Source organism: Microlunatus elymi, assembly GCF_007362775.1.
Classification (GTDB): Bacteria; Actinomycetota; Actinomycetes; order Propionibacteriales; family Propionibacteriaceae; genus Microlunatus; species Microlunatus elymi.
In genome coordinates, this window is sequence record NZ_CP041692.1 from 1,973,387 (window position 1) to 1,994,148 (window position 20,762).

23 protein-coding genes and 1 riboswitch are annotated in these 20,762 nt (G+C 67.4%); of the genes, 13 read left to right on the forward strand and 10 right to left on the reverse strand.

Annotated features, from left to right (window positions below):
- Nucleotides 1-9: 9 nt before the first annotated feature.
- Nucleotides 10-72, reverse strand: a riboswitch (Fluoride riboswitch).
- Nucleotides 73-81: 9 nt separating this feature from the next.
- Complete coding sequence (locus FOE78_RS08865; RefSeq protein ID WP_210414889.1) at nt 82-1,323, reverse strand: MFS transporter; 1,242 nt, start codon at nt 1,321-1,323, stop codon at nt 82-84.
- A gap of 390 nt (nt 1,324-1,713) precedes the next feature.
- Here FOE78_RS08865 and FOE78_RS08870 point away from each other — a divergent pair, with 390 nt between their 5' ends.
- Nucleotides 1,714-1,917, forward strand: a complete 204-nt coding sequence (locus FOE78_RS08870; protein ID WP_143985960.1) for a hypothetical protein — start codon at nt 1,714-1,716, stop codon at nt 1,915-1,917.
- A 59-nt stretch (nt 1,918-1,976) separates the two neighbouring features.
- Here FOE78_RS08870 and FOE78_RS08875 read toward each other — a convergent pair whose 3' ends face one another.
- Entirely contained in the window at nt 1,977-2,432 is a 456-nt protein-coding gene (locus tag FOE78_RS08875; RefSeq protein ID WP_168207434.1) for a universal stress protein, read from the reverse strand.
- Between the two features lie 538 nt (nt 2,433-2,970).
- Between FOE78_RS08875 and FOE78_RS08880 the strand changes: the two genes are divergently transcribed.
- Together FOE78_RS08880 and FOE78_RS08885 are read left to right on the forward strand one after the other, a co-directional pair.
- Nucleotides 2,971-3,168: a hypothetical protein gene (locus FOE78_RS08880; protein ID WP_143985962.1), complete on the forward strand. Its 198-nt coding sequence runs from the start codon at nt 2,971-2,973 to the stop codon at nt 3,166-3,168.
- Nucleotides 3,152-3,490: a type II toxin-antitoxin system PemK/MazF family toxin gene (locus FOE78_RS08885; RefSeq protein WP_143985963.1), complete on the forward strand. Its 339-nt coding sequence runs from the start codon at nt 3,152-3,154 to the stop codon at nt 3,488-3,490. Before FOE78_RS08880 ends, FOE78_RS08885 begins: the two co-directional genes overlap by 17 nt.
- 141 nt (nt 3,491-3,631) lie before the next feature.
- Here FOE78_RS08885 and FOE78_RS08890 read toward each other — a convergent pair whose 3' ends face one another.
- Nucleotides 3,632-3,958, reverse strand: coding sequence for a hypothetical protein (locus tag FOE78_RS08890; protein ID WP_143985964.1), 327 nt, complete (start codon nt 3,956-3,958; stop codon nt 3,632-3,634).
- 445 nt (nt 3,959-4,403) lie between these two features.
- Entirely contained in the window at nt 4,404-4,778 is a 375-nt protein-coding gene (locus tag FOE78_RS08895; RefSeq protein ID WP_143985965.1) for a hypothetical protein, read from the reverse strand.
- Between the two features lie 312 nt (nt 4,779-5,090).
- Between FOE78_RS08895 and FOE78_RS08900 the strand changes: the two genes are divergently transcribed.
- Nucleotides 5,091-5,597, forward strand: a complete 507-nt coding sequence (locus FOE78_RS08900) for a flavin reductase family protein (protein WP_210414890.1) — start codon at nt 5,091-5,093, stop codon at nt 5,595-5,597.
- Between the two features lie 9 nt (nt 5,598-5,606).
- On the opposite strand, the gene FOE78_RS08905 is transcribed toward FOE78_RS08900, so the two are convergent.
- Entirely contained in the window at nt 5,607-5,930 is a 324-nt protein-coding gene (locus FOE78_RS08905) for a CDGSH iron-sulfur domain-containing protein (RefSeq protein ID WP_143985966.1), read from the reverse strand.
- Nucleotides 5,864-6,907: an iron-containing redox enzyme family protein gene (locus FOE78_RS08910; protein WP_143985967.1), complete on the reverse strand. Its 1,044-nt coding sequence runs from the start codon at nt 6,905-6,907 to the stop codon at nt 5,864-5,866. The genes FOE78_RS08905 and FOE78_RS08910 overlap by 67 nt, the downstream gene beginning before the upstream one ends.
- Before the next feature lie 145 nt (nt 6,908-7,052).
- Here FOE78_RS08910 and FOE78_RS08915 point away from each other — a divergent pair, with 145 nt between their 5' ends.
- Both FOE78_RS08915 and FOE78_RS08920 read left to right on the forward strand, forming a co-directional pair.
- Entirely contained in the window at nt 7,053-7,784 is a 732-nt protein-coding gene (locus FOE78_RS08915) for a methyltransferase (protein ID WP_228266118.1), read from the forward strand.
- Nucleotides 7,769-9,136 carry an ADP-ribosylglycohydrolase family protein gene (locus FOE78_RS08920; protein ID WP_143985969.1) on the forward strand — a complete coding sequence of 456 codons (1,368 nt, stop codon included), beginning with the start codon at nt 7,769-7,771 and terminating at the stop codon, nt 9,134-9,136. The genes FOE78_RS08915 and FOE78_RS08920 overlap by 16 nt, the downstream gene beginning before the upstream one ends.
- A 192-nt stretch (nt 9,137-9,328) precedes the next feature.
- On the opposite strand, the gene FOE78_RS08925 is transcribed toward FOE78_RS08920, so the two are convergent.
- Nucleotides 9,329-9,619, reverse strand: a complete 291-nt coding sequence (locus FOE78_RS08925; RefSeq protein ID WP_168207435.1) for a DUF3040 domain-containing protein — start codon at nt 9,617-9,619, stop codon at nt 9,329-9,331.
- 285 nt (nt 9,620-9,904) lie between these two features.
- Between FOE78_RS08925 and FOE78_RS08930 the strand changes: the two genes are divergently transcribed.
- Together FOE78_RS08930 and FOE78_RS08935 are read left to right on the forward strand one after the other, a co-directional pair.
- Nucleotides 9,905-10,144 carry a hypothetical protein gene (locus FOE78_RS08930; protein ID WP_143985971.1) on the forward strand — a complete coding sequence of 80 codons (240 nt, stop codon included), beginning with the start codon at nt 9,905-9,907 and terminating at the stop codon, nt 10,142-10,144.
- An 81-nt stretch (nt 10,145-10,225) separates the two neighbouring features.
- On the forward strand, nt 10,226-10,753 hold the full coding sequence (locus tag FOE78_RS08935; RefSeq protein WP_143985972.1) for a DMT family protein: 528 nt from the start codon (nt 10,226-10,228) through the stop codon (nt 10,751-10,753).
- Nucleotides 10,754-10,804: 51 nt separating this feature from the next.
- On the opposite strand, the gene FOE78_RS08940 is transcribed toward FOE78_RS08935, so the two are convergent.
- Entirely contained in the window at nt 10,805-11,689 is an 885-nt protein-coding gene (locus tag FOE78_RS08940) for a phytanoyl-CoA dioxygenase family protein (protein ID WP_143985973.1), read from the reverse strand.
- Between the two features lie 66 nt (nt 11,690-11,755).
- Between FOE78_RS08940 and FOE78_RS08945 the strand changes: the two genes are divergently transcribed.
- The 4 genes from FOE78_RS08945 to gvpC all read left to right on the forward strand — a co-directional run bounded on the left by FOE78_RS08945 (nt 11,756) and on the right by gvpC (nt 16,952).
- Nucleotides 11,756-12,610, forward strand: coding sequence for a helix-turn-helix transcriptional regulator (locus tag FOE78_RS08945; RefSeq protein ID WP_143985974.1), 855 nt, complete (start codon nt 11,756-11,758; stop codon nt 12,608-12,610).
- A 255-nt stretch (nt 12,611-12,865) separates the two neighbouring features.
- Nucleotides 12,866-13,222, forward strand: a complete 357-nt coding sequence (locus tag FOE78_RS08950) for a YciI family protein (RefSeq protein WP_143985975.1) — start codon at nt 12,866-12,868, stop codon at nt 13,220-13,222.
- Nucleotides 13,219-13,713: a DinB family protein gene (locus FOE78_RS08955; RefSeq protein WP_210414891.1), complete on the forward strand. Its 495-nt coding sequence runs from the start codon at nt 13,219-13,221 to the stop codon at nt 13,711-13,713. Before FOE78_RS08950 ends, FOE78_RS08955 begins: the two co-directional genes overlap by 4 nt.
- Before the next feature lie 158 nt (nt 13,714-13,871).
- Nucleotides 13,872-16,952: a gas vesicle protein GvpC gene (gene gvpC, locus FOE78_RS08960; protein ID WP_143985976.1), complete on the forward strand. Its 3,081-nt coding sequence runs from the start codon at nt 13,872-13,874 to the stop codon at nt 16,950-16,952.
- 64 nt (nt 16,953-17,016) lie between these two features.
- On the opposite strand, the gene FOE78_RS08965 is transcribed toward gvpC, so the two are convergent.
- Complete coding sequence (locus tag FOE78_RS08965) at nt 17,017-17,445, reverse strand: hypothetical protein (protein WP_143985977.1); 429 nt, start codon at nt 17,443-17,445, stop codon at nt 17,017-17,019.
- Between the two features lie 152 nt (nt 17,446-17,597).
- Here FOE78_RS08965 and FOE78_RS08970 point away from each other — a divergent pair, with 152 nt between their 5' ends.
- Complete coding sequence (locus FOE78_RS08970; protein WP_143985978.1) at nt 17,598-18,989, forward strand: MFS transporter; 1,392 nt, start codon at nt 17,598-17,600, stop codon at nt 18,987-18,989.
- Here FOE78_RS08970 and FOE78_RS08975 read toward each other — a convergent pair.
- Nucleotides 18,922-20,586, reverse strand: coding sequence for an MFS transporter (locus tag FOE78_RS08975; protein WP_210414892.1), 1,665 nt, complete (start codon nt 20,584-20,586; stop codon nt 18,922-18,924). The two genes, FOE78_RS08970 and FOE78_RS08975, sit on opposite strands and share 68 nt — an antisense overlap.
- Nucleotides 20,587-20,762 lie beyond the last annotated feature (176 nt).

Below are 20,762 nucleotides of genomic sequence, written 5' to 3' on the forward strand. Positions count from 1 at the left end.
CCTGTCGTGTGATCAACAGGAGCCATCAGCCCGTGGGCAATCGTGCCGGCGAGCCCCATCGCCGCCGCCCATGTTACCCGATCAGGCCTCGCCGCCACTCGAATCCGCCTCCGACGGTGTGAGACGACGGCGGGCCGCCAGGATGAACGGGATCGCGGCCAGTTCGGCGGCGATCGCGAAGACGACCACGGCGATCAGGGACAGGTTGAACAGGGCACCGATGGCGGTGCTGCCGGCGAACCAGGCGATGCCGTAGACGCTGGTGAACAGGCCGTACGCCCCGGCGCGGCGATCGGCCGGCACCATCGGCGCGACGGCGGCCGGGATGATCGATTCGTGCACGCCCATGCCGAGTCCCCAAATGCAGACGCCGATCAGGCTCGGCCAGAATCCGCCGAGAAACGCCAGCGGCGCATAGGCGGCGCTGACGACGGTCAGCGGGATCAGCAGCCCGATCCCGGTCCGGTCGAACAGCCGACCGAACGCCAATGAGCCGGCTCCGGAGACGGCCATCGCCGCGGCGTAGAACACCGGCACCAGGTCGGCCGGCACCGTCGTGCCCTTGCTGAAACCGAACGCGATGATCGGAAAGTCGGCGAACCCGGCGGCCACCAGGGCGGCGGCGATCAGATAGATCCAGAACGCCCGCGGGTAACGCGAACGCCGACTCGGCGACGGCGGCGCCGGCTCGAGATCCTGCGGCCGGGGGTAGAGCAGGCGGGCAACCACCAGCAGGCTCAGCATGATCGCGGCCGGGATGGCCAGCGCGGCGAAGGCGAGTCGATAGTCGTCCTGGTGGGTCGCGAGGATCACCGCCACCAACAGCGGGCCGACCATGGCACCGAACTGGTCCAAGGCCTCGTGCACGCCGAAGCCCCAGCCGTACCCCATCTGCTTGGCGGCGTGGGACAGCATCGCGTCCCGGGGCGGGTTGCGGATCGCCTTGCCGATCCGTTCGGCGATGATCAACACCGCCGCGGCCGGCCAGTTGCCCGCCAGCGCCAGCAACGGCACCACCGACATCTGCAGGACGTAGCCGCCTATCGTGATCGGCCAGTACAGCCCGGTCCGGTCGGCACTGCGCCCAGAGACCAGCCGCAGCCCGTAGCCGACCAGTTCGCCGAATCCGGTGATCATGCTGATCGCCAGCGCACCGGCTCCCAAACTGGCAAGGAACGGACCGATGATGGAGCGCGAGCTCTCGTAGGTGAAGTCGGCGAAGAAGCTCATCACACCGACCATCAGGACGAACTTCAGCGCCGTCGATCGGATGCCCGTTCGTCCGTCGTCACCCGTCGACGCATGGTCGGCGTCATCGCTCACTGGTCCACACCTCGGATCGGCCGACAGCCCGTTGAGTGTCCATCGTCACGTTACTGCAATAACGGTCGTTATTTTGGTGGGCCGTGATCCGTAGGTCGTCCTACGTGGGGACCTAGCGAGCGACGAGGCGATTACGGTCGGGGCCATCTGGCGGAGCCCGCTCGAACCGAACGACCATCAGGTCGGGGAGCTGCTGGACTCTGAGCCGATCGGTTTGAGACCACTGGCGCTCTTGCGGTTCGCTCCGAATGATGGACCCGCGGCTGGCTTCCGGCACCAAACGGGGCGCCTTCGCCAGCGTCGATCCGGTGCTTGGCCTCGACCTCCGCCGACTCGTCGGAGACCTGTGTCGAGCTGACGGCCCCTGCAGACCAGCAACGGGAGCCGATCATGACCGCTGCACCTCAACACCACGCGGCCAACGGACATCGCTACGGCAGAGCGTTGCCTGCCTACACCGCGTCCGCCGACCGCACGGCGGCGGCGCGATGGCGAATCTGGCTCGGCGCGAGCACCTACGGTGCCGCTGCCTCCGTCTTGTTCCAGGTGATCCCCGAACTGACCGAACGCCGTGGCGAATCGATCATCTGCTGATATCGGCCCGGCAACAGCGAGCGCTTGTGCCGGTTGCAGCGATCTTGATCCTGCGGAGATCAGGCTTGGCTCGCCGCTCTCTCCCACGGCAGCGGACGGTCCGGGGCAGTTGGTGAAGTAGGGACGACGACCACCGGGCGCCACTGTCGATGAGCGAGATGGACGGCCACAGATGTGCCGAGAAAGTCTTGGATGTTGGCGCGTAGCCCGCCCGCGCGGCTGCCGACCACGATCACTTCGGCGTTGAGGATCTCTGCCTCTTCACGCAGCGCGATGGAGGTATCTCCCGCCAGTTGGCGGAAATCTACCGAGAGATCCGCCGGTACGAGAGCGAGAATGTGGTCACGTAGCTGCGGATCGAAGTCGTCCGGATCGTCGGCAAGGTCGGGGTCTATGGGTTCCGATTCGAACGTGCCGTCAGGCAACTCGCGGATGGGGAAACGGCTGGTGTCAACATGAGCGCAGATCAGCGTGACCCCGAACAGTGCGGCCAGCTTCGCGGCCACCAGAATCACGACGTCCTTCTGTTGCGGCTTGACGCCGACCAACACACACGGCGACGGCGCCCCTGGGGCAGGTATTCCCGATTCGGTCATCTCGTACTCCCGGGATCAGTAGGGAGCAGGAGTCGTCAGCCGGCCGGCGGTTCGAGAAGGTTCTCTCGGGCGGACGCCGTCGCCCAACCGATATTCAACCGTGCCGCGGCATCGACGACAAGTGCTGAGGCGACCCGTGCGTTGGCTCCCATAACGGTGTCCGCAGTACGGCGATGGGACTCGCCGGGCCCGAGCGGGCCGATGTGCTGAGCGGCTGATGGTCCCTGCAATGTGAGGCAGGTGATCGTCGTGACACGTTCCGGCCAGGTGAGGTCGCTCCTCTTGATCATCGAATCGGACCACGGCCACCCGCCGACACCAGCCACCGACCGGATGAGGTCACTCGCAGACGTGATCATCGGGCAGCTCCATCGGGCACCAGCCTCAACGCGCAGCCGGGTGCCGGGCACGCACTTCGCTTGTAGACTGATGAATCTACAGAGACTACGATGGTGCCATGTCCGACACGACAACGATCCGGATCAGCCGGACCACTCATCACGAGTTACGGAGGCTCGCCCACCAACGGCACCAAACAGTCGCCGACACGGTCGCTCGAGCTGTCCGACTGCTGCTCCAAGACGACATCGGCCACGACCTCTCTGCACCGCTGACCGACGAGGAAACTTCCTGGCTCGATGCTGACGCAGGGTGATGTCGTCGAACTCGATCTCGGCACACCATCTGGGTCGGAGGCCGGACTGTTCCGGCCGGCTGTCGTCGTGACCGCGGCCCGGATCCTGCGTGGCGGCCCGAACGTGGTGCAGGTCGTCCCGCTGACCCGCACGCTTCGAGACAGCGGTGCCGAAGTGGTGATCGAACCGGATGATCGAAACGGACTCCGCGCACCGTCGTCCGCTCAATGCCAGCACGTGCGCGCAGTGGCCACCGGCAGGATCGCAGCGCACACCGGCAACGTCGGCCCGGTGGTGCTCCAGCAAATCCGCAACGTTCTCGCAGCCATGTTCGACCTCTAACGGTGAGCGCGGATCACTTCAGCCGAACGGTGCGGCGCGGCCGAGCGGTCTGATTCGATAGAGGTTGGGTTCGGTCGATGCGGCGGCTGTGGTTGCTATCGACGATGCTTTCGGCGCTACTCTCATGATGTTCGAATCCCCTTAGCTCCACGGCTCGATGACGGCGCCTTGTGAGATGTCGGCGATAGGCAGGTGTGACAGGCCCGTCGAGCGTTCGGCGCCGCCGGTGGTGTTCGCCAACTCGCGGTGAACGTGTACCAGTGTCCCCGGACGTGAGTGAATTCCGGTTTCGAAGTCGCTCGCATCTACGTTTGTCGGGATGCCCTCGGGTAGGTATGCGAACCCGGCATTGTCGAACAGACCCGAGCCGAGAGCGTCGTAGAAGACGTACCCGTTCGGAACGGTGCCGCAGAGTTCGACGCGGTAGCGACCCAGGACCGAAGGGCAGTCGGCCGGGAAGTCTTCCATGCCCGTTGGGGTCGGAGGACCGGCAACGCGGACTGCGGCGTCGAAGGTTGACTGGCTCAGTCGGAATCGGCGCGGCCCGCGCAGGTCTGATCATGCGACCTGTCGACCACCGCCCATCAGCGATCGTCCGGGAACTGCCCGGTCGCCGGATCTTGCCGCATATCAAGGGCAACGCGCTCCACTGCACGGGACGGTGATCCGAGTTCGTGCAGAAGGTTGTGGGCGTGTTGGTCGACCTCAAGGACGTGTCGGGCGCGTCCTACCGGTTCGGGTTGCTCGTGCCATGCCACTGAGAGGCCGGCCCAGGCGACGGTCCACTGCAGCAGCCGATCGATGCTGATGCCTGTGCTGTCACTGATCCCGCTACCCGCAAGCCCGGTGAATGCTCCTGCTGTGCGACGGGAAGTGGCATCGGGCGCCGGTGCCCCTTCCCGTCGACCATGGGTCAGGGCTCCAAGCTGATCGAGTTGATCGGAGTCAGGTTGTAGTCGGTGTAGTAGTACTGGTTGATCCGAAAGACCGGGGAGCGACCGTTGTAGCCCTTGTTGAGGGTGGCGTACCAACCGCCGTACTGGTTGTTGAACACTCGGTGTACGCCGTACTGGTTCGACAGGTTGTGCGGGCCCCGGCTCCAGAACACTCCGCCGGATTCGGGATGACCGCCGTTCCAGCCCTTGTTCGCCGGGTAGACGCAGACCGCGCCGTACGGACAGCCTTCGTAGGTGCCGCTCGCGTGTGCCGCGGGGGCTGTGATCAGCGAGGTGCCGACTGCCGCCGCCACGGTTGCGGCGCCGATGCCGATTCTGGTGATGTTGCGCATTCTTGGATGTCCTCCTAGATCGATGCCGTTGCCGGCCGGTGATCGCGAATCGATTCGCACCCAATTGGTTGTGATGTTCAGCGCGCATCAGTGAGTTTGCTCGCGCAGCAGGTCACCGGACCCGTGTCTCTGGCTCGACAGAGTGCCGATCGACCCGTCCGGATCAGGCCGCATTCAGGCCGGTGGACTCGCAACGTGATATCGGCCCGGTGCACATTGCACCAGCACTCTGAGCACGGTGGGCGCGTTGAGTACGCCGGAGAACAACAGCTCCACGTTCCCGGACGGCGGCCACGCTGGCAGTATCAACGCATGACGATGCGACCGCTTTCGACCGAGGAGTTCGACGAATTCGTCGAGGACTTGGACTACCCGCTGTTCGTTGTCACCGCCGACGACGGCACGGAGCGCGGCGGCTGCCTGGTCGGGTTTGCCACCCAGGTCAGTATCGATCCTCCGCGGCTGCTGGTCTGTCTGTCCGAACAGAACCACACCCTGCGGATCGCAGCGGGCGCGGAGTTCTTGGCCGTACATACGCTGGGCGACGACGACCACGGGCTGGCAGAGTTGTTCGGCGGTGAGACCGGTGACGAGATCGACAAGTTCGCCCGGGTCCGTTGGCATCCGGGTCCGGGCGGAGTCCCGTTGTTGGACGACCTGCCACGGTATGTGGTCGGCCGAGTGCTGCAGCGGCTGCCACTCGGTGATCATGTCGGCCAGCTGCTGATGCCGGTCGCTGCGGAGGCTCGCAAGGGCGCCGACGATGAAGCCCTGACGGTGCAGGACGTCGAGGACCTGGAGCCGGGTCACCCGGCCTGAAAGGACCGGTCAGGGCGTTGCGGTGTCGCGGTCGCGGCGCTGCAGCAGCTTGTGCATTCCGTCGCACCACGGTGGATGAGTTGTCGTGCCACAACGGCAGACGGCGACAACGGGCCGCAGAACAGAGTGTTCACGTCCCTGATCGTCGATCAGGAGTTCGGCTCCGCGGACCAGCAACGGACCGTCCGGACTGAGGATCAATTCAATCCTGCGCGAACCGATGCACCGAAAGCACGCGTCGGAAGCGTCGATCCGACGGGAGTTGATCACGGGGTCACCGCGAGCGCTCGATCGGAGGCGGGCGGATCGACCAGATGGCCGCCACGCTTCCATGTCTCCAGAAGCGGGACGGCTGCACCGGCGTCGAACCTCAGGCACGCCGCGGCGCCGATCGCGATGTCGCGTTGCAGCGTACGGTCTTCGGCGAGAAGGGCGGCACAGATTACGCGTACCGCGAGCTGCTCGTGAACGGCGTCGGCCTCGACGTGTTCGTCGAAGTACTGTGCGACGGGATCGCCCAGTCCGACCCGTCGGATGCCGGCCGCATAACGCCGGCAGGGCACCGAGCTGGTGGCCTCGAAGGCGGCGAGGTGGCCCATCGCCGCTCCCCTGCGGCGGCGATGCAGACCGAACAAGGACATGACGTTGCTGATCGCCAATACCTCGGCCGGCACGACTCCGACATGGGCGCCATAGCTGGGATCCAGATCCGCTGCCTGTAAGGCCTTCGCGAACAGGCGCTGATGGATCCGATCGCCGTCGCCGTCGCCGTACTCGTCGTACTGGAGTTCGACCAGCCCGGCCTTCGCGGCACCGTTGAGCCGGGGGAGGACGAAGCTGTGCGGATCTGCCTCCTTGAGGTGGTAGATGCTGCGGTGCATCAGCAGCTCTCGAACCTGATCGCGGTCGGCGTGCCGCTGCACGTACTCGGCCAGCGATGGTCCGGGGTACGTGTCGACGAACTCGAACAGACGGTCGGGTACATCCTGTGGGGCGGCCGTGGCCAGCGGGCCGATGAGATCAGCGCACGCCTGCTCGACGCCGGCGTCGAACACGGCCTCCAGACGTCGCCGTACCGCCAGTAGTTCCGGCGACCATTCGGCGTCGTCCGCGGCGTCTTCGAAGGATCGATAGTGGAGCTCGTACAACATCCAGAGACTCAATTGAAGATCAACATCGGTCAGCGTCTCGGCCGGTTCAGCCGACGAATCGATCAGGTCCGCGGCGAGCTTGCTGTCTGCGGCCTCCGGTGCCCGCAGCCAGGCGCCCACGGCGCGACTCAGGTCCCCCCGCGGCTGTGGTATCAGCATGGGTGACTCCTCTGGGCCGGGCCGGTGGATCCGGACGACGATGCTGGATTACCCGAAATCGCCGCCCGAAAACGTCACACTCCACCCCTGTCGGGCGCGTGCTATACGTACACCGGTGAGGAAGCGTTGGGCCCGGTTCGGGCCGTTGACGATCGAGTTCAGCGACGAGGTGTTGCAACCGCGGCCCTGGACGCTGGAGCAGGCACGCTGGGCGGCCGAGCTGGCCGATACGGCCCCGGACGGCCGGATCGTCGAACTGTGCTGCGGCGTGGGTCAGATCGGATTGGCCTTCGGGCGGATGTGTGTCGATCGTGGGCGTCCTCGGGACCTGGTGTTGGTGGACGCCGACACACAAGCCTGTGGTTTCGCGCGGGCCAACGCGGCTCGTACCGCACTGGGCACGGACGTCGAGGTCCGAGAATCCCTTGTGCAGAAGGCGTTCCGGCCGGATGAGACTTTTTCCGTCATGGTCGCCGACCCGCCATGGGTGCCGAGCGGCAGCACGGGCCGCTACCCCGAGGATCCGCTCTGGGCCATCGACGGTGGACCTGACGGGCTGGATATCGCGCGGAGCTGTCTCGCAAGCGTCGCACGCCATCTACAGCCCGGGGGATCGGCTGTGCTGCAACTCGGAACCGACGCGCAGATCAATGCCCTCATACCTGAGCTCGATGAAACGCTCGAGGTCGCAGAACGCAGGAGCATCCCCGGCGCGAATGGGATACTGGTCCGGCTGGTGCTCCGACCTCCGGCCGATCAGGGGCCGCACTCTTGGCAGGCCCCGGAGGCTGGTCCGCCGGGTGACAACAGATCGCGACCGATCGGTCCCAGCACGTTCGATGACGAAGAGGCGGACACTACATGCACGGATCACTGAACCAGCGAGATCTGCTCCGGGCCGAGCTCAGCCAGCGCGATGAAAGCGGCTTCGAGACCTCGGGTGTGCGGGTCCAGATCGAGCGGTTGGGCGGCTTGAACTCCCTGGATCCGGCCGGTGCAGATGGTCTGTTGGCGGAGCTGGACGATCTTCCCAGGTCAGCGGAGTGGCCGTTCGTCGAGCCGGAGGGTTTGGACGAGATCAGAGCGGCCGGCGACTGGCCCGAACCGGTGCCGTTCGACCTCGACGACGGCTATGCAGAAAAGATCAACCGGGCCTGGACGGGACGGATCGCCGGCAACATGCTGGGCAAACCGGTCGAGTCGGGTGACGAGTGGACACCGAAGGCAATCCGAACCTTCCTCGAGGCGAACGCGGCTTGGCCGCTGGTCGACTACTTCCCGGCGATGACCGACACCGGTGCCGAGCATCCGGATTATCGCGAGAACTGGGTGGAGTCCACGGCCGGGCGGGTCGACGGATCGTCGCGTGACGACGACGTGGACTACACGATCCTCAACCTGCACGTGTTGCGTCGCGTTGGTCCGGCCTTCAGTACGGGCGACGTGGCGACGGCGTGGCTCACGATGCTGCCGTTTCTGCAGACCTACACGGCCGAGCGGGCCACCATCCGCAATCTGATCAAGGGCATTGCGCCCGGTGGAGCGGCCCGGCATCGCAATCCGTACCGGGAGTGGATCGGCGCCGCAATCAGGGCTGACATCTTCGGCTACTGCTGCCCGGGTGATCCCGGACGAGCGGCCGAGCTGGCCTACCGCGACGCGGTGCTGTCCCACACGGCGAACGGGGTCTACGGCGAAATGTGGTGTGCCGCGTTGATCGCCGCCTCGTTCACCGCACCCAGCGCCGCTGCCGCTCTGCAGACCTCGTTGCAGGTGGTGCCCACGGGATCTCGCTTGTCGAAGGCGATTCGGGACACGATTGCGTGGCATGCCGAAGGGCTGACCTGGCAGCAGACGCGGGATCGGATCGAGGAGGCATTCGGTCATTACGGCTGGGTACACACGATCAACAACGCTGCTGTGTTGGCTGCCGGTCTGCTGTATGGGGACGGCAGTTTCGACCAGTCGATCGGGCTGACTGTTTGTGGGGGCTGGGACACCGACTCCAACGGCGGCACGGCCGGCTCGGTAGCTGGGATCCTGGCGCAGCGTATCGATGATCACTGGGTCGCGCCGTTGCATGATCATGTACGCAGCGCGGTGTTCGGCTACGACGGGACCTCCATCGGATGGCTGGCCGACCAGACCGTCCAGGTGGCGCGGTCGCTCCGTGCCGGCTCGAGCGAGCCGATCGATCCCGCGCCAGGCATCCCCTTGGATTCCTGGTGAACAGCGGATCGTGAACCTGTATGGGTTTGCTCAAACCGAGAGGTAAAGATTGTGGGGCGGCGGCATCGACCACGGCGATGCAGCGAAAGCCGTCCCACTCCGCGTCTGGAGCGCCGGCTGCGCCCGCGGGAAGAGGTGTACACGATGGCGATCCTGGGTTGCAGGCCGCGGTCCGGGGAGAGTTCAGACGAGCTAACGCCGATGTCGCTGGTGCCCACGGCGCACCACCCACACGATTGCCACCGCCAGGATCAGCACTCCGGCAGCGATCGCGACGGCCGGCGTCAACCAGAGGATCGCCGTCAGCAGGATGGCGGCCGGGATCCAGACCAGGGCCAGGACAACCCGCCGCAACCAGGACCGTCGTCGCCGCTCGGCGCGTCCAGTCCGAGCCAGGCTGGAGGCCAGGCGGAGCAGGGTCGGATCGTCGGCCAGTTCACGCTCGATCTCGACGAGTCGGCGTTCCTCGTGCGGCGTCAGCATGGCCAACTTCTTCCCACGTGAGCGGATTCGAAAGCATGGGTCACCGTCGTGGCTCATCGGTGGCATACCCCCGCGCGCACTGTTGCAACCGGCAATCCGGCGATCGCGTCAGCTCGGCGGCCGGCGTCCGACGACTGGAGCTCGAGCCGGCCGGCGATCGGCGTGGTTTCGGCGCCGGGTGCTGGGGTACGGCGGCCTCACAACAGGGCCATCCGGGGCGCGCACAAGTGACCGTCTGACTGGGCGGGCCGACCGGTCTGCTCAGCGACCGAAGGAGAGCGTTCGATGATCAACAAGCTACGTGAGATCGGCGTCAAGAGCGACTACGCCTACATCGGCGCGGTCGCGTCGATCGGGCTGGCCTACCTGAGCCACTACAGCAGTCGACTGCGCAAGAACAGCGACAAGGCGCAGGCCGACCGCTGGGGAATCTTCGTCGGCACCTGGGCGCCGACCCTGTTCGGACTGGGAATCGCTCTGCGGCTCGAGGAGCTGCACGACGATACGCCGGCTGCCAAGAGTTAGTGGGGCCGGCAGACCCGAGACCGGCACCGTCGGGCGGCTCGATCGCTGGTTCTGCCGGTCTGCCGGGCGTACCGAAGCTCGATGAGAAGCGGATCGAGGCCGTACGTGCTGTTGGTCTCGGCGAGTGTCGGCTCCGGGCACGGTCGAGCGACCGCTGAGCCTGGCCGTCGGCTCCGCGAAGCCGGCTGTCGTACCAGTTCGGTCGACGTCGTCCACTCGGGCGCCGGCGACGGTCGCCGACTCAGCCACCGTTACGCCTGGATGCTGCGCTATGCGCCTGTTGTGTACGACCTGGCGATGCGATTCTGGGAACGCTGGCCGTCACCGTTGGAACACCTCGTCGCGGCCGGTGCACACGGGGTCGTCTTCGTCCTGCAAGCCGGCGCATTGTCGACCGGTGAGGTTTCCGAGGCGCAGCCGTTGCTGGCCCTGGAACTGCCCGTCACGCTGCTGGTCGCATCGCGGGTGTTTCACCGGCATCTCCACCGTCGTGACTGGGCGGCGATCACCGCGATGGCAGCAGGGATGAGTGCGTTCCTCTTTGCGGTGCGGCCCAGTGGTGGGCATCCGGCAGCGGTGAGTGCGCTGGCCCGGATCCTGAGCATCTGATCTCCTTCGGCGAGAAGACTCAGGTCGTACCGATGCTCTGCACTGCGGCGACTATCGCAGGCAGCCGCCCTCCTTGTCCGGTCGCGAGTGGGCGCGGTGCAGATCCTCGATTCCCTTGTACGCGTAGGGATCCTCGCCGGCGACGAGCACGATGTCTCGGCTGTCATGTTCGGCGACGCCGACTCCGTCGGGCACCCGATGCCAGGGCAGCAGCGATTCTGCGCTCATGTAGTGATTGGCCAGCGCCCGCCGATACCCGTGCTGTCCCGAGTTCTGCAGCGATCGGTGCAGCAGGTAGCCGTTGAAGATCAACGCCGTGCCGGCCGGGATCTCGACCGGAACCGCATCCTCGTCCCGATAGGGGAATCCGTACGCCTCGGTGGTGCAGTCGAAGCGTGGATCGTCCTGTTCGCGATCGGGGTAGAGGACACCGCGGCGATGCGAGCCGGGCAGCACCCAAAGGCAGCCGTTCTCGACGGTCGCGTCGTCCAGGGCGATCCACACAGCGGTCAGCGATCGGTCCCGGGTCGGGATGAAGTGTTCGTCCTGATGCCAGGCCTGGCCGGGCTTGCCCTCGGACTTGATGAACAGCATCGATTGCATCGCCTTGACGTTCGGCCCGATCACCGTGGTCAGCACGTCCACGATCCGCGGAGCGGTCAACGCGTCGTACGCGAGTTGGGAGATCTTGTGCGGGAAGTGGATGCACAGGAAGCTGCGCAGGACGTCGGCATCGGCGGCATCGGCGGCGAGGTCCGCACCGCCGGAGACTGCGCCGAGTTCACCGCGGCAGATCCGTACCGCCTCGGCGTTCAACCCGGCGACCTCGTCGGCGCTCAGCGCATCGGGCAGCACGACGAAGCCGTCGCGTTGGTAGTCCTGCCGGACGAGCTCCGGGTCGGTGATCGACGGTTCGACGGCGTTCAAGACGGTCATGGCAGAAGTCTGTCGGCTCCGGCCGCCGTCGGGCCATGCCCCAAGAGAGCAAGCTAATATCCGATTGTGACATCCGGCCGAGCCGACGTCCCGTACGCATCGCGTTTTGCGACCGTCGCGACATATCCGTCTGCTGCATCGTACGGACCTCGAACGCTGGTTGACGAGTACGAGTTCGTCTGGCTGATCGAGGGCACTGCCGACTGGCGGGTCCGCGACGCCGCCGGGCTGTCCTGGCGGACGTCGCTTCCGCCCGGAAGTATCGCGTTGGCGCGACCCGGTGATCGTGATCAGTTCGGCTGGGATCCGCGGCGGAGGACGCGACATGGCTACGTGCACTTCCGCCTGGCGAATCACCCGGACAGTTCGTTATGGCCACGGGTCCGGGACAGCATGGCGACGCCGCTGTTGCGGTCGTTGTGCGACCATCTGGTCGGTCTCGGTCTGGAACAGGAACGGTTGGCCGAGCACAATCGACTGCTCGGGGTGCTGCTCGAGGTGTTCCTGGCCGATCCCATCAGCCGGGTCCCGGACTGGCCGCAGCCCCTGCTGGCCATGGTCGAGCACATCGCGACGCGCTGGCGTCGGGACGGATTGTGTCTACTCCCGGTCGCGGAACTGGCGGCCGCGGGCCACGTCTCGGTCGGTCACGCGTCCCGGCTGTTCCACAGCCAGTTCGGAATCGGCCCGGCGGCCGCCCTCGAGCGCGTCCGGCTGGCGCGGGCGGCGACCGCACTGCAACGAACCAACTCGACCCTGGCCGAGGTTGCCCTCGCGACGGGCTACCACAACCCGTTCCATCTGTCGCGGCGCTTCAGCCAACTTCACGGGCTGCCTCCGGCCCAGTTCCGGCGCTCGGCGGCCGATCCGTTGGCACCGCTCAACGGCAACCTGCGAGTCCTCGCCGAGCGGATTCTCTGACCGGCCGGCGTGCGCTTCTGCAGGCACCGTGCGGCCGACCGGCGATCCGGCCAGGCCAGCTGGTTCGAGCTGGTCGGTCCGTGCCGCCGACCACTCGTCGTTCACGCTGCGGCGCTCTGACTGTCCGCCGTCGTGGCGGGTGCCCGGGCCGTTGCGGAATTCTCTAGGATTCGGGTCCCGGACGTGTCGAGATCGAGTTGTCCGCTCCGTCCTGGGGGTGTAGGAGACATCGGAGTTCAACCAGGAAGGCTGATCGTGGCCCAGTTCGGAGTTTTGATTTATGTCGGCGATTCGGCTCACGCCCCCGGGGCGTCCGGGGATGACATCGCCGAGTGCGACGAGCATGCCGACGAGGTGACCGCCGCTGACGCGATGGTCGGCGCGTGGGCGTTCACGCCGCGGAACCTGGCGACGTCGGTCCGCAGTGGCGGGGTGACCGCGGGCCCGTTCGTCGACGCCGCGGACATCGTGGCCGGTTTCTACATCATCGAGGCACAGGACCTGGACGCCGCGGTGGCGATCGCTCGCACCAATCCCGCGCTCCGCGCCGGCGGCGGGGTGGAGATCCGGCCGATCCATTCCGGCGGCATGGTGGAACGGTCGAGCAAGTGAGCGAGCCAATGCGGGACCTGCTGCTGCACCGGCTTGCCGGGCAGCGTCGCCACATCCTCGATCAACTGGACGGCTTGAGCGAGGAACAGTTGCGACAGCCGGTCCTGCCGTCGGGCTGGTCCTGTCTGGGTCTGGTGAAACACCTGACGCTGTCGGACGAACGGTACTGGTTCGAGGTCGTGATGGCCGGCCACCCGTTGGACTTCTGGCCCGAGGGCGACAACGCCGACTGGCAGGTCCCCGATGACGTCCCTGCGGAATCGGTCATCGCCGAATATCGAGCCGCGATCGATCGCTCGGACAGTTATATCGCCGATCTCGAACTCGATGATCCGCCGGCCCGGCCGGAGGATTGGTGGCCCGAAGCGGGCCTTTCCTTTCCGGACCTACGAGCCGTCCTGGTGCACGTCATCGTCGAGACCGCAACCCATGCCGGTCACCTCGATGCAGTACGGGAGTTGCTGGATCGCAAGCAGTACATAGTGCTGTGATCGGGACGGCGCTGCCTTGACGGACCTTGCGTCGCCCGGAGATCGATATCTCCTCGATCGACGGACGACGCCGCAGGCGTGCGCCGCCCGTCCGGCGTTGAAATTAGGTGCAGCCGGGACGGCTGTGTGACGCGCCGCCAGGTGCGACAATTCCGTCCATGGCGGCAGGTCGGCCCCGGCAGATGTCGGTGCCCGAGACGAAGATCCCCCCGGCTGCCGCGCGGTCCATGCCCGCCGACGCGATGGGCGGCCCGCAGCGGCAACTGCCGGTACCGCTGACTCCGCTCGTCGGACGTGAGACGGACATTGCCGAGGTGTCGGGGCTGCTCGAGGACGGCCGACTGGTCACCCTGACCGGGCCGGGTGGCGTCGGCAAGACGCGAGTGGCGATCGCGGTCGCCGAACACCTGCCGTCCAGCCTCACCGGCGGCGTCCGATGGGTCGGCCTGGCAGCGGTTCTGGATGCCGAGGGCATCGGCACCGCCGTTTGCGAGGCGCTCGGCGTACGTGGCCGCTCGGTGCAGGGCAGCTTCCAGGACCTGATCCAGCAGCTGAAGGACCGGCGGATTCTGCTCGTACTGGACAACTGCGAGCAACTCGTCGCCGGCTGTGCAGACCTGTGTGCGGACCTGCTGATGTGGTGCCCCGGGCTGCGGGTGCTGGCGACGAGCCGCGAGCGCCTCGGGCTGACCGGCGAGCGCGTCTGGCCGATCGCGCCGCTCCCTGTTCCGCGGTGCAGCAGGCAGCCGGCAGACGTGTTGCACGAGGCCCCGGCGGTGGACCTCTTCGTCGCGCGGTGCCGTGATGCGGTGCCGGACTTCGCGCTGACGCCGGACAACGCCGACGCGGTGCTGCGGGTCTGTCGACGGATGGACGGCATCCCGCTCGCGATCGAACTTGCCGCCGCACGGATCCCGGTGCTGGGGGCGGCCCAGCTCGCCGAGGCGCTGGACCGATCACCCGACCTTCTCGGCGATCGTGGTCGAGGACCCCAGCGGCACCGAACGCTGCGAGACACCCTTGCGTGGAGTTACGACCTGCTGAGTTCGGCCGAGCAGGATCTCTTTCGCCGGATCTGCGTCTTCGGTGGGCAGTTCGACCTCGACGCCGCGACCTCGGTCGCGGCCGGTTCGGACGCCGAGAACGTCGTCGATCTGCTCGGCCGTCTGGTTGACAAGTCGCTGGTGCAGGTGTCGCGCAGTCGCGGCGCAGCCCGCTACCGGCTGCTCAGCACCGTACGAGATTATGGCCGCCGCCGGCTGAGCGAGTCCGGGGATCCGGATGCGGTGGCGCTGGCACATCTGACGCACTTCACCAGACTCGCCGAGGAGGCCGAGCCGCGGCTGACCGGCGAGGGTGGGCCGGCCGAACTCGACCGGCTCGAGCTCGACGGCAGCAATCTGCGTGCCGCCCTGACCTTCGCAAAAGCGCACGGCGAGCACGTCCTCGGGGCGCGGCTTGCCGCGGCGCTGTGGCCGCTGTGCTATCTGCGCGGCCTCTACCGGGAGGGTCGCCGGTGGCTCGACTGGGCGGTGGAGGCCGGCAGTGACGCACCGGCGCCGGTGCTGGCGAAGGCGTTGCGTGGCAGCGGCACCCTCGCCTTCCTGCAGTGTGACTACCAAGCCGCCGTGGACCGCCTGGAGGCCAGCCTGCACTGCTATCGCGAGCTGGACGATCATCGGGCAGAGGCCGAGGTGCTGCTCACGCTCGGCAGCGTCGCGCGCGAACAGGCCCGATATCGTGACGCGCAAGGACTGTACGCCGAAAGTCGCCGGCTGTCCGTACAGGCCGAGGACCGGCGCGGTGTTGCCCGGGCCGACAATTATCTCGGCTTCATCGCTTGGTTGCAAGGCGATCTGGACGCAGCGGACGATCTATGTGCCGCCACTCTGCCGACGTTCCGCGCGGTGGGTGACAGCGAAGGCATCGCATGGTCACTGCTGAGTCAGGGGGTTGCCGCGCAGTATCGCGGAGACCTCGCCACGGCGACGCGGCTGCTCGCCGAGTGCAACAGCGTTGCCCGAGCGGACGGCTACCGCGAGGGCGTCGCCTGGTCCGAGCACGAGCTCGGCATTGTTGCCCGCCGCGAGGGTCGCTACGGCGAGGCCCGGGATCGTCTGCTCGAGGCGCTGGCGTCCCACCGGTACCTCGGAGACCAGTGGCGCACCGCGGCGGTGCTCGAGGACCTGGCCGCGACGACGGCCGAGGAGGATCCTTTCCACGCTGCGACACTGCTCGGAGCGGCTGCCGCATTGCGCGACGCCATCGGCGCACCCCTGGCACCGGTCGAGTGCCCGGATCACGATGCGACCGTGCACAAACTCCGACAGCTGACCGGCGACCGCTTCCAGCGAACCGTCGCCTGGGGTCGGCAGCGGTCGGTGGACGACCTGGTGATCGGCACGGCGCACTCCTCGTCGGGGACCGGCCGTGATGACAATGCGTGGGCTGCCGCGGCCTCTTCGGACAGCGACCCGTCGCCTGACGGGCGGTCACCGAGCGGTACGTCCGCCGGCGACCCGTGGTTGCGGATGCAGGCGTTTGGTGGCGCTCGGGTGCAGCTGGCGGGTAGGGAGCTGTCGTCGCCGTGGTGGTACGCCAAACCGAGAGAGCTGTTGTATCTGCTCGCCGACGGCGTGCCGCGCGCGAAGGAGCAACTCGCTGACGCGCTGTGGCCCGAAGCGTCCCCGTCGCAGCTGCGGAACTCGCTGCATACCGCGTTGCGCGATCTGCGCCGAGCGGTCCAGCGTCCCGACTGGTTCGTGTTCCAGGACGGCAGCTACCGGTTCGTGGCCGACGAAGAGTGCCGTTATGACGTCGCCGAGTTTCTCGCCGCGCTCGCCGCGGCCCGGGCCGCGACGGGCGAGGAGCAGCGACACCAGTTGCGCCTGGCCACCGACCTCTACGCCGGTGACTTCCTGCCCGAGCAGACTGCTGCCTGGGTGGTCGATCGCAGAGCAGAACTGGCGGCCCGCAACCGGGCCGCGCTGATGGCTCTGGGCAGGTCGCTGCTCGAAGCGCGACTTCCCAGCCAGGCCGTACCCATATACCGTCGCGCCATCGCACTGGATGCATTGGAGGAGAGCGCGTACCGCGGGCTGATGACGGCCTACGGTCGCACTGGGGACCATGCCCGCGCGGCGAAGTTGTACCGCGAACTTGCAGAGCGCTTGAGAGCTGAGCTGGATGTCGACCCAGCGACCACCACGACCGCCCTGTATCACAGGATCGTCGACTGAATTCGACGCCTGCCAGGATCCCCGGCGACCCGACGTGCGTCGGGGATCCTGCCGGATCTGACCCTCAGTGTGCCGCTGCCTCGGACCGCTCGAAGAGGCGGTCAGTCGGGTTCCCCGGCCGACGTTCGAGGTAGCGATCAGTCCCACTGTGGGTCCGGCGCCCGCGGTAGCGACCAGTCGTGATCTCCGGTCGGCGCTCGAACAGCTTGTCGGTGGCGATGTCGGGGCGTCGCTCGAACAGCTTGTCGGTGGCGATGTCGGGGCGTCGCTCGAACAGCTTGTCGGTGGCGATGTCGGGGCGTCGCTCGAACAGCTTGTCGGTGGCGATGTCGGGGCGTCGCTCGAACAGCTTGTCGGTGGCAATGTCGGGGCGTCGCTCGAGATAGCGATCGGCCGCAGTCTCCGTACGACGCTCGAAGAGTCGGTCGGTCGAGGTGCCGGGCCGAACCAGGTCCGGATCCAGCATCGTCGATGCCAACTGTCGATAGCACATGGTGTTCCTCCGTTGATGTCTCTCCGGACCCCCTGCCCGGATGACACCACCGTCCGGCGCGGCGCAGGGGAGTGCGCAAGGGAGTGCGGGGGAACCAGTGCCCCCAGCGCCGTCCCCCGCAGGTGCGCGCACGCTGACGGCATGCGATCGAAGTGGATCCCCGGCCGGCCGAGCACGACCCGGCAGTCGACATGCCCGCGGTGACCGGCGCGGTCCGGGCCTCGTTGCGACAGCCGCTGTTCCGCAGGCTGTTGGCCGCACTGGCCATCTCCCAGGCAGGCAACTGGCTCTACAACGTCGCACTGCTCGCGGCGGTCTACGAACGGACCCACTCCGCCGGCTGGCTGGCCGCGACGACGGCCGCGCGGATCATCCCGATCGTGGTGTTGGGGCCCGTGGGTGGCGCGGTTGCCGACCGCTTCGACCGACGGCGGGTGATGATTGCCTCCGACCTGGCCCAGGCGGTGACGATGCTGGGCCTGGCCACCGTTGCGGTGGCCGATCTGCCGATCGTGCTGGCACCGGCCCTGGCGGCGCTCTCCACCGCCGCGTCTGCTCCGTACCCGTCCTGCGTCGCGGCCACGACGCCGCGGCTGGTCGAGCCGGAACAGTTGGCTGGCGCGAACTCAGCCCGGTCGGCGGTCAACTCGTTGTGCGTCGTCGCGGGACCTGCCCTCGGCGGTGTGCTCCTGCTGCTGGGATCACCCGCGGTCGCCTTCGGCATCAACGCGGCGAGTTTTGCGTTCTCCGCGCTCCTGGTGGCCACCATGCCTCGCGGCGCACTGTTCCGCCCGGCCGATCGGCTCGACGGCACCTCGCAATCAGGCCGTGCCCGCACGCATCAGCTGTTCGCCGATCTCGGTCGCGGCCTTGCTGCGTTGCGATCCAGCCAGGTCGCGATGCGGCTGGTCGCTGCCGACACCTCGTGCAGCATCGTCTACGGCGCGCAAACGGTGTTGCTGGTCCTGGTCGCCCGCAACCTGGGCCACGGTGGTGAGGGTTACGGCTGGCTGCTCGCCGCCTGCGGGCTCGGTGGAGTGTTGGTCGTCGGCCTGGGCCCCAGGGCAGCCGGCTCCGGCCGTCCTCGCGTCGTGCTCGCCGCCGCTCTGCTGTGTGTCGCCGTGCCGTTGCCCGTGCTGGCGATGACGTCATCGACGGTCCTCGCTCTGGTCGTATGCGTGATCGGTGGCGGCGGCGCCATCCTGGTGGAGATCCTGGCTGACACCGGGCTGCAGAAGTCCCTCGACGAGGAGGTGCTCGGTCGGGCGTACGGGATCGCGCTCCCGGCGGCGGTGGCTGGGATCGTGGTCGGTTCCCTCGTCGCAGCGCCGATGGTGAGCCTGCTCGGCTGGCGAGGAGCCCTTTGGGTCTTCGGCGCGCTGGCTATGGGCCATGCTCTGTTCCTGCTTCGCCCCGGGGTCGGCGCCGACCCGGCACGGGCTCGGCACCGCCGGCCGGCGCGGCGTGCCGAGCGCCTCAACCTTCTGCCGCGTGGACGGCGTGTTCCGATGCGACTGCGCTCGCCACGTCGGGCGGATAGGTGACCCGGGCCCTGATCAACAGCAGCAGTCCGGCCACCAGCAGCGGCACCAACATGATCAGGAACGTCTGTTCCAGCCCGCTCTGGCCACCGCCGGAGGCGGAGGACTCGCCGAATCGGCCGCTCTGGCCGCCGAACAGGGTGGAGACGTATCCGAACAGCAGCGGGGCTATCGCCTGCAGGGCAGTGCTCAACCCGGTACGTACGGCCTCGGCCCGGCCCCACAGCCGTGAGTGCACCAGATCGAGCCGGGCGGCGTTCAACGGGGGATTGGTGCCACCGAGCCCGGCGGCTGCCACGAACAACAGCGGGGCCGCGACCAGCAGCGCGCCGGCCAGCAACGCGGGCACGAACACGCCGACGGCAACGATGAACGAGACGCCGGCGAGAATGGGCCGGGCGGTGATCCAACCGCGGTGGATCAATCGGTCGCTGGACCAGCCGGTCACCAGCACGCCGACGATCGCACCGCAGCCCAGCACCACCAGCAGCGAGCTCGCGGTGGACTGACTCAGCCCGTACCGGCTGCGCAGGTAGACCACGAAGAAGGTCTCCAGCCCTTGCAGGAAGAAGTAGCCCAGCCCGGAGGCGACGATCAGGATCAGGTTCGTCGGGATCGACAGCGTGTAGCGGACCGCCCACCACAGTGACTTATGGGTGGGGTCCTCGTGCAGTACGAGGTGATCGCGGGCGGGAACCTGCTGCTCCTGGATCTTCTGCTCGACCTCGCCCTCCTCCACATCGTCCGGGTCGACCGCGTCCCGCCCGATCTCGTCCGGCTCGGCCTCGTCTGTTCCGGGCTCGTCCGGTCCGCTCCGTGCGGCGTTCCGCGAGCTCCGTCCCGGACTTCCCGCGTGATCCTGCTCCTCGCGTTGAACCTCCTCGGCTGATCGGATTTCCGCATCTCCCGCCCGGAGTCGGCTCTGCCCGCCGCGGGCCGGTTCGGGCAGATAGCGGCGGATCGCCCAAGCCAGCAACAAACTCGGCGTCGCGAGCCAGATGAATCCGGCCCGCCAGGTGAGGACCGCGGCCAGGTCACCGGAGACCAGAAATCCGATGCCGGTGCCGACCAGTTCACCGCTGAGGATGTAGCCGTAGATCGCGCCGCGCTCGCTCGGGGAGAACAGATCACCGGTCAGCGAGGCCGATGCCGGATATGCAGTGGCGATCACCGCACCCAGAGCCAGACGGGTGACCAGCAGCATCGGGAAGGACATCGCCAGTCCGCTGACGAGCATCGCCACCGCCCACACCAGGACACTGATCCACAGCAGCCTGGTGCGGCTGAATCGATCGGCCAGTACGCCGGCCGGCAAGGTCGCCACGGCTCCGACGCCGACTGAGACGGTCACCATCAGCCCGACCTGGGTGTTCGTCAGGTGCAGCGAAGACTCCAATTCGCCGGCGATGGCGCCGACCGTCGCCGTGTCCGCGGTGGACAACGCCAGCACACCGGCAAGCAGCACGATCACGCGGAGTCGCGCCGGACCGCCCGCGGTCGACTCCAGCCGATCTCGTACGTCGTTGCGGAACCAGTGCCGCAACTCCGCTGCGACGTCACCGACCGAACCGGCTCCACGACCCGAGAGACCCACCTGCACCGCGCTCCTCGTCGTCGCACCCGTCCGTCCGGGTGCGAGCTGCGGCGGAGACCGGCTTCGCTCGGCTAGGTGGCCCCCGGGCAGGCACGCACTTGCTTCAGACGCTCCCATACCCGCGCGTCGAGCCGTCAACAGCGCAAGCTGCGATCGAGGCCCGGATCGCGGTTGTGGAGCCG

Excerpts from the sequence above, each read along its gene's own strand:
- FOE78_RS08895 (WP_143985965.1), bottom strand. The coding sequence starts at position 4,778 with ATGCGCAACATCACCAGAATCGGCATCGGCGCCGCAACCGTGGCGGCG.
- FOE78_RS08880 (WP_143985962.1), top strand. The coding sequence starts at position 2,971 with ATGTCCGACACGACAACGATCCGGATCAGCCGGACCACTCATCACGAG.
- FOE78_RS08935 (WP_143985972.1), top strand. The coding sequence starts at position 10,226 with ATGAGAAGCGGATCGAGGCCGTACGTGCTGTTGGTCTCGGCGAGTGTC.
- FOE78_RS08890 (WP_143985964.1), bottom strand. The coding sequence starts at position 3,958 with ATGGAAGACTTCCCGGCCGACTGCCCTTCGGTCCTGGGTCGCTACCGC.
- FOE78_RS08925 (WP_168207435.1), bottom strand. The coding sequence starts at position 9,619 with ATGCTGACGCCGCACGAGGAACGCCGACTCGTCGAGATCGAGCGTGAA.
- FOE78_RS08940 (WP_143985973.1), bottom strand. The coding sequence starts at position 11,689 with ATGACCGTCTTGAACGCCGTCGAACCGTCGATCACCGACCCGGAGCTC.
- FOE78_RS08920 (WP_143985969.1), top strand. The coding sequence starts at position 7,769 with ATGCACGGATCACTGAACCAGCGAGATCTGCTCCGGGCCGAGCTCAGC.
- FOE78_RS08910 (WP_143985967.1), bottom strand. The coding sequence starts at position 6,907 with ATGCTGATACCACAGCCGCGGGGGGACCTGAGTCGCGCCGTGGGCGCC.
- FOE78_RS08885 (WP_143985963.1), top strand. The coding sequence starts at position 3,152 with ATGCTGACGCAGGGTGATGTCGTCGAACTCGATCTCGGCACACCATCT.
- FOE78_RS08930 (WP_143985971.1), top strand. The coding sequence starts at position 9,905 with ATGATCAACAAGCTACGTGAGATCGGCGTCAAGAGCGACTACGCCTAC.
- FOE78_RS08900 (WP_210414890.1), top strand. The coding sequence starts at position 5,091 with ATGACGATGCGACCGCTTTCGACCGAGGAGTTCGACGAATTCGTCGAG.
- FOE78_RS08965 (WP_143985977.1), bottom strand. The coding sequence starts at position 17,445 with ATGTGCTATCGACAGTTGGCATCGACGATGCTGGATCCGGACCTGGTT.
- gvpC (WP_143985976.1), top strand. The coding sequence starts at position 13,872 with ATGGCGGCAGGTCGGCCCCGGCAGATGTCGGTGCCCGAGACGAAGATC.
- FOE78_RS08905 (WP_143985966.1), bottom strand. The coding sequence starts at position 5,930 with ATGGAAGCGTGGCGGCCATCTGGTCGATCCGCCCGCCTCCGATCGAGC.
- FOE78_RS08870 (WP_143985960.1), top strand. The coding sequence starts at position 1,714 with ATGACCGCTGCACCTCAACACCACGCGGCCAACGGACATCGCTACGGC.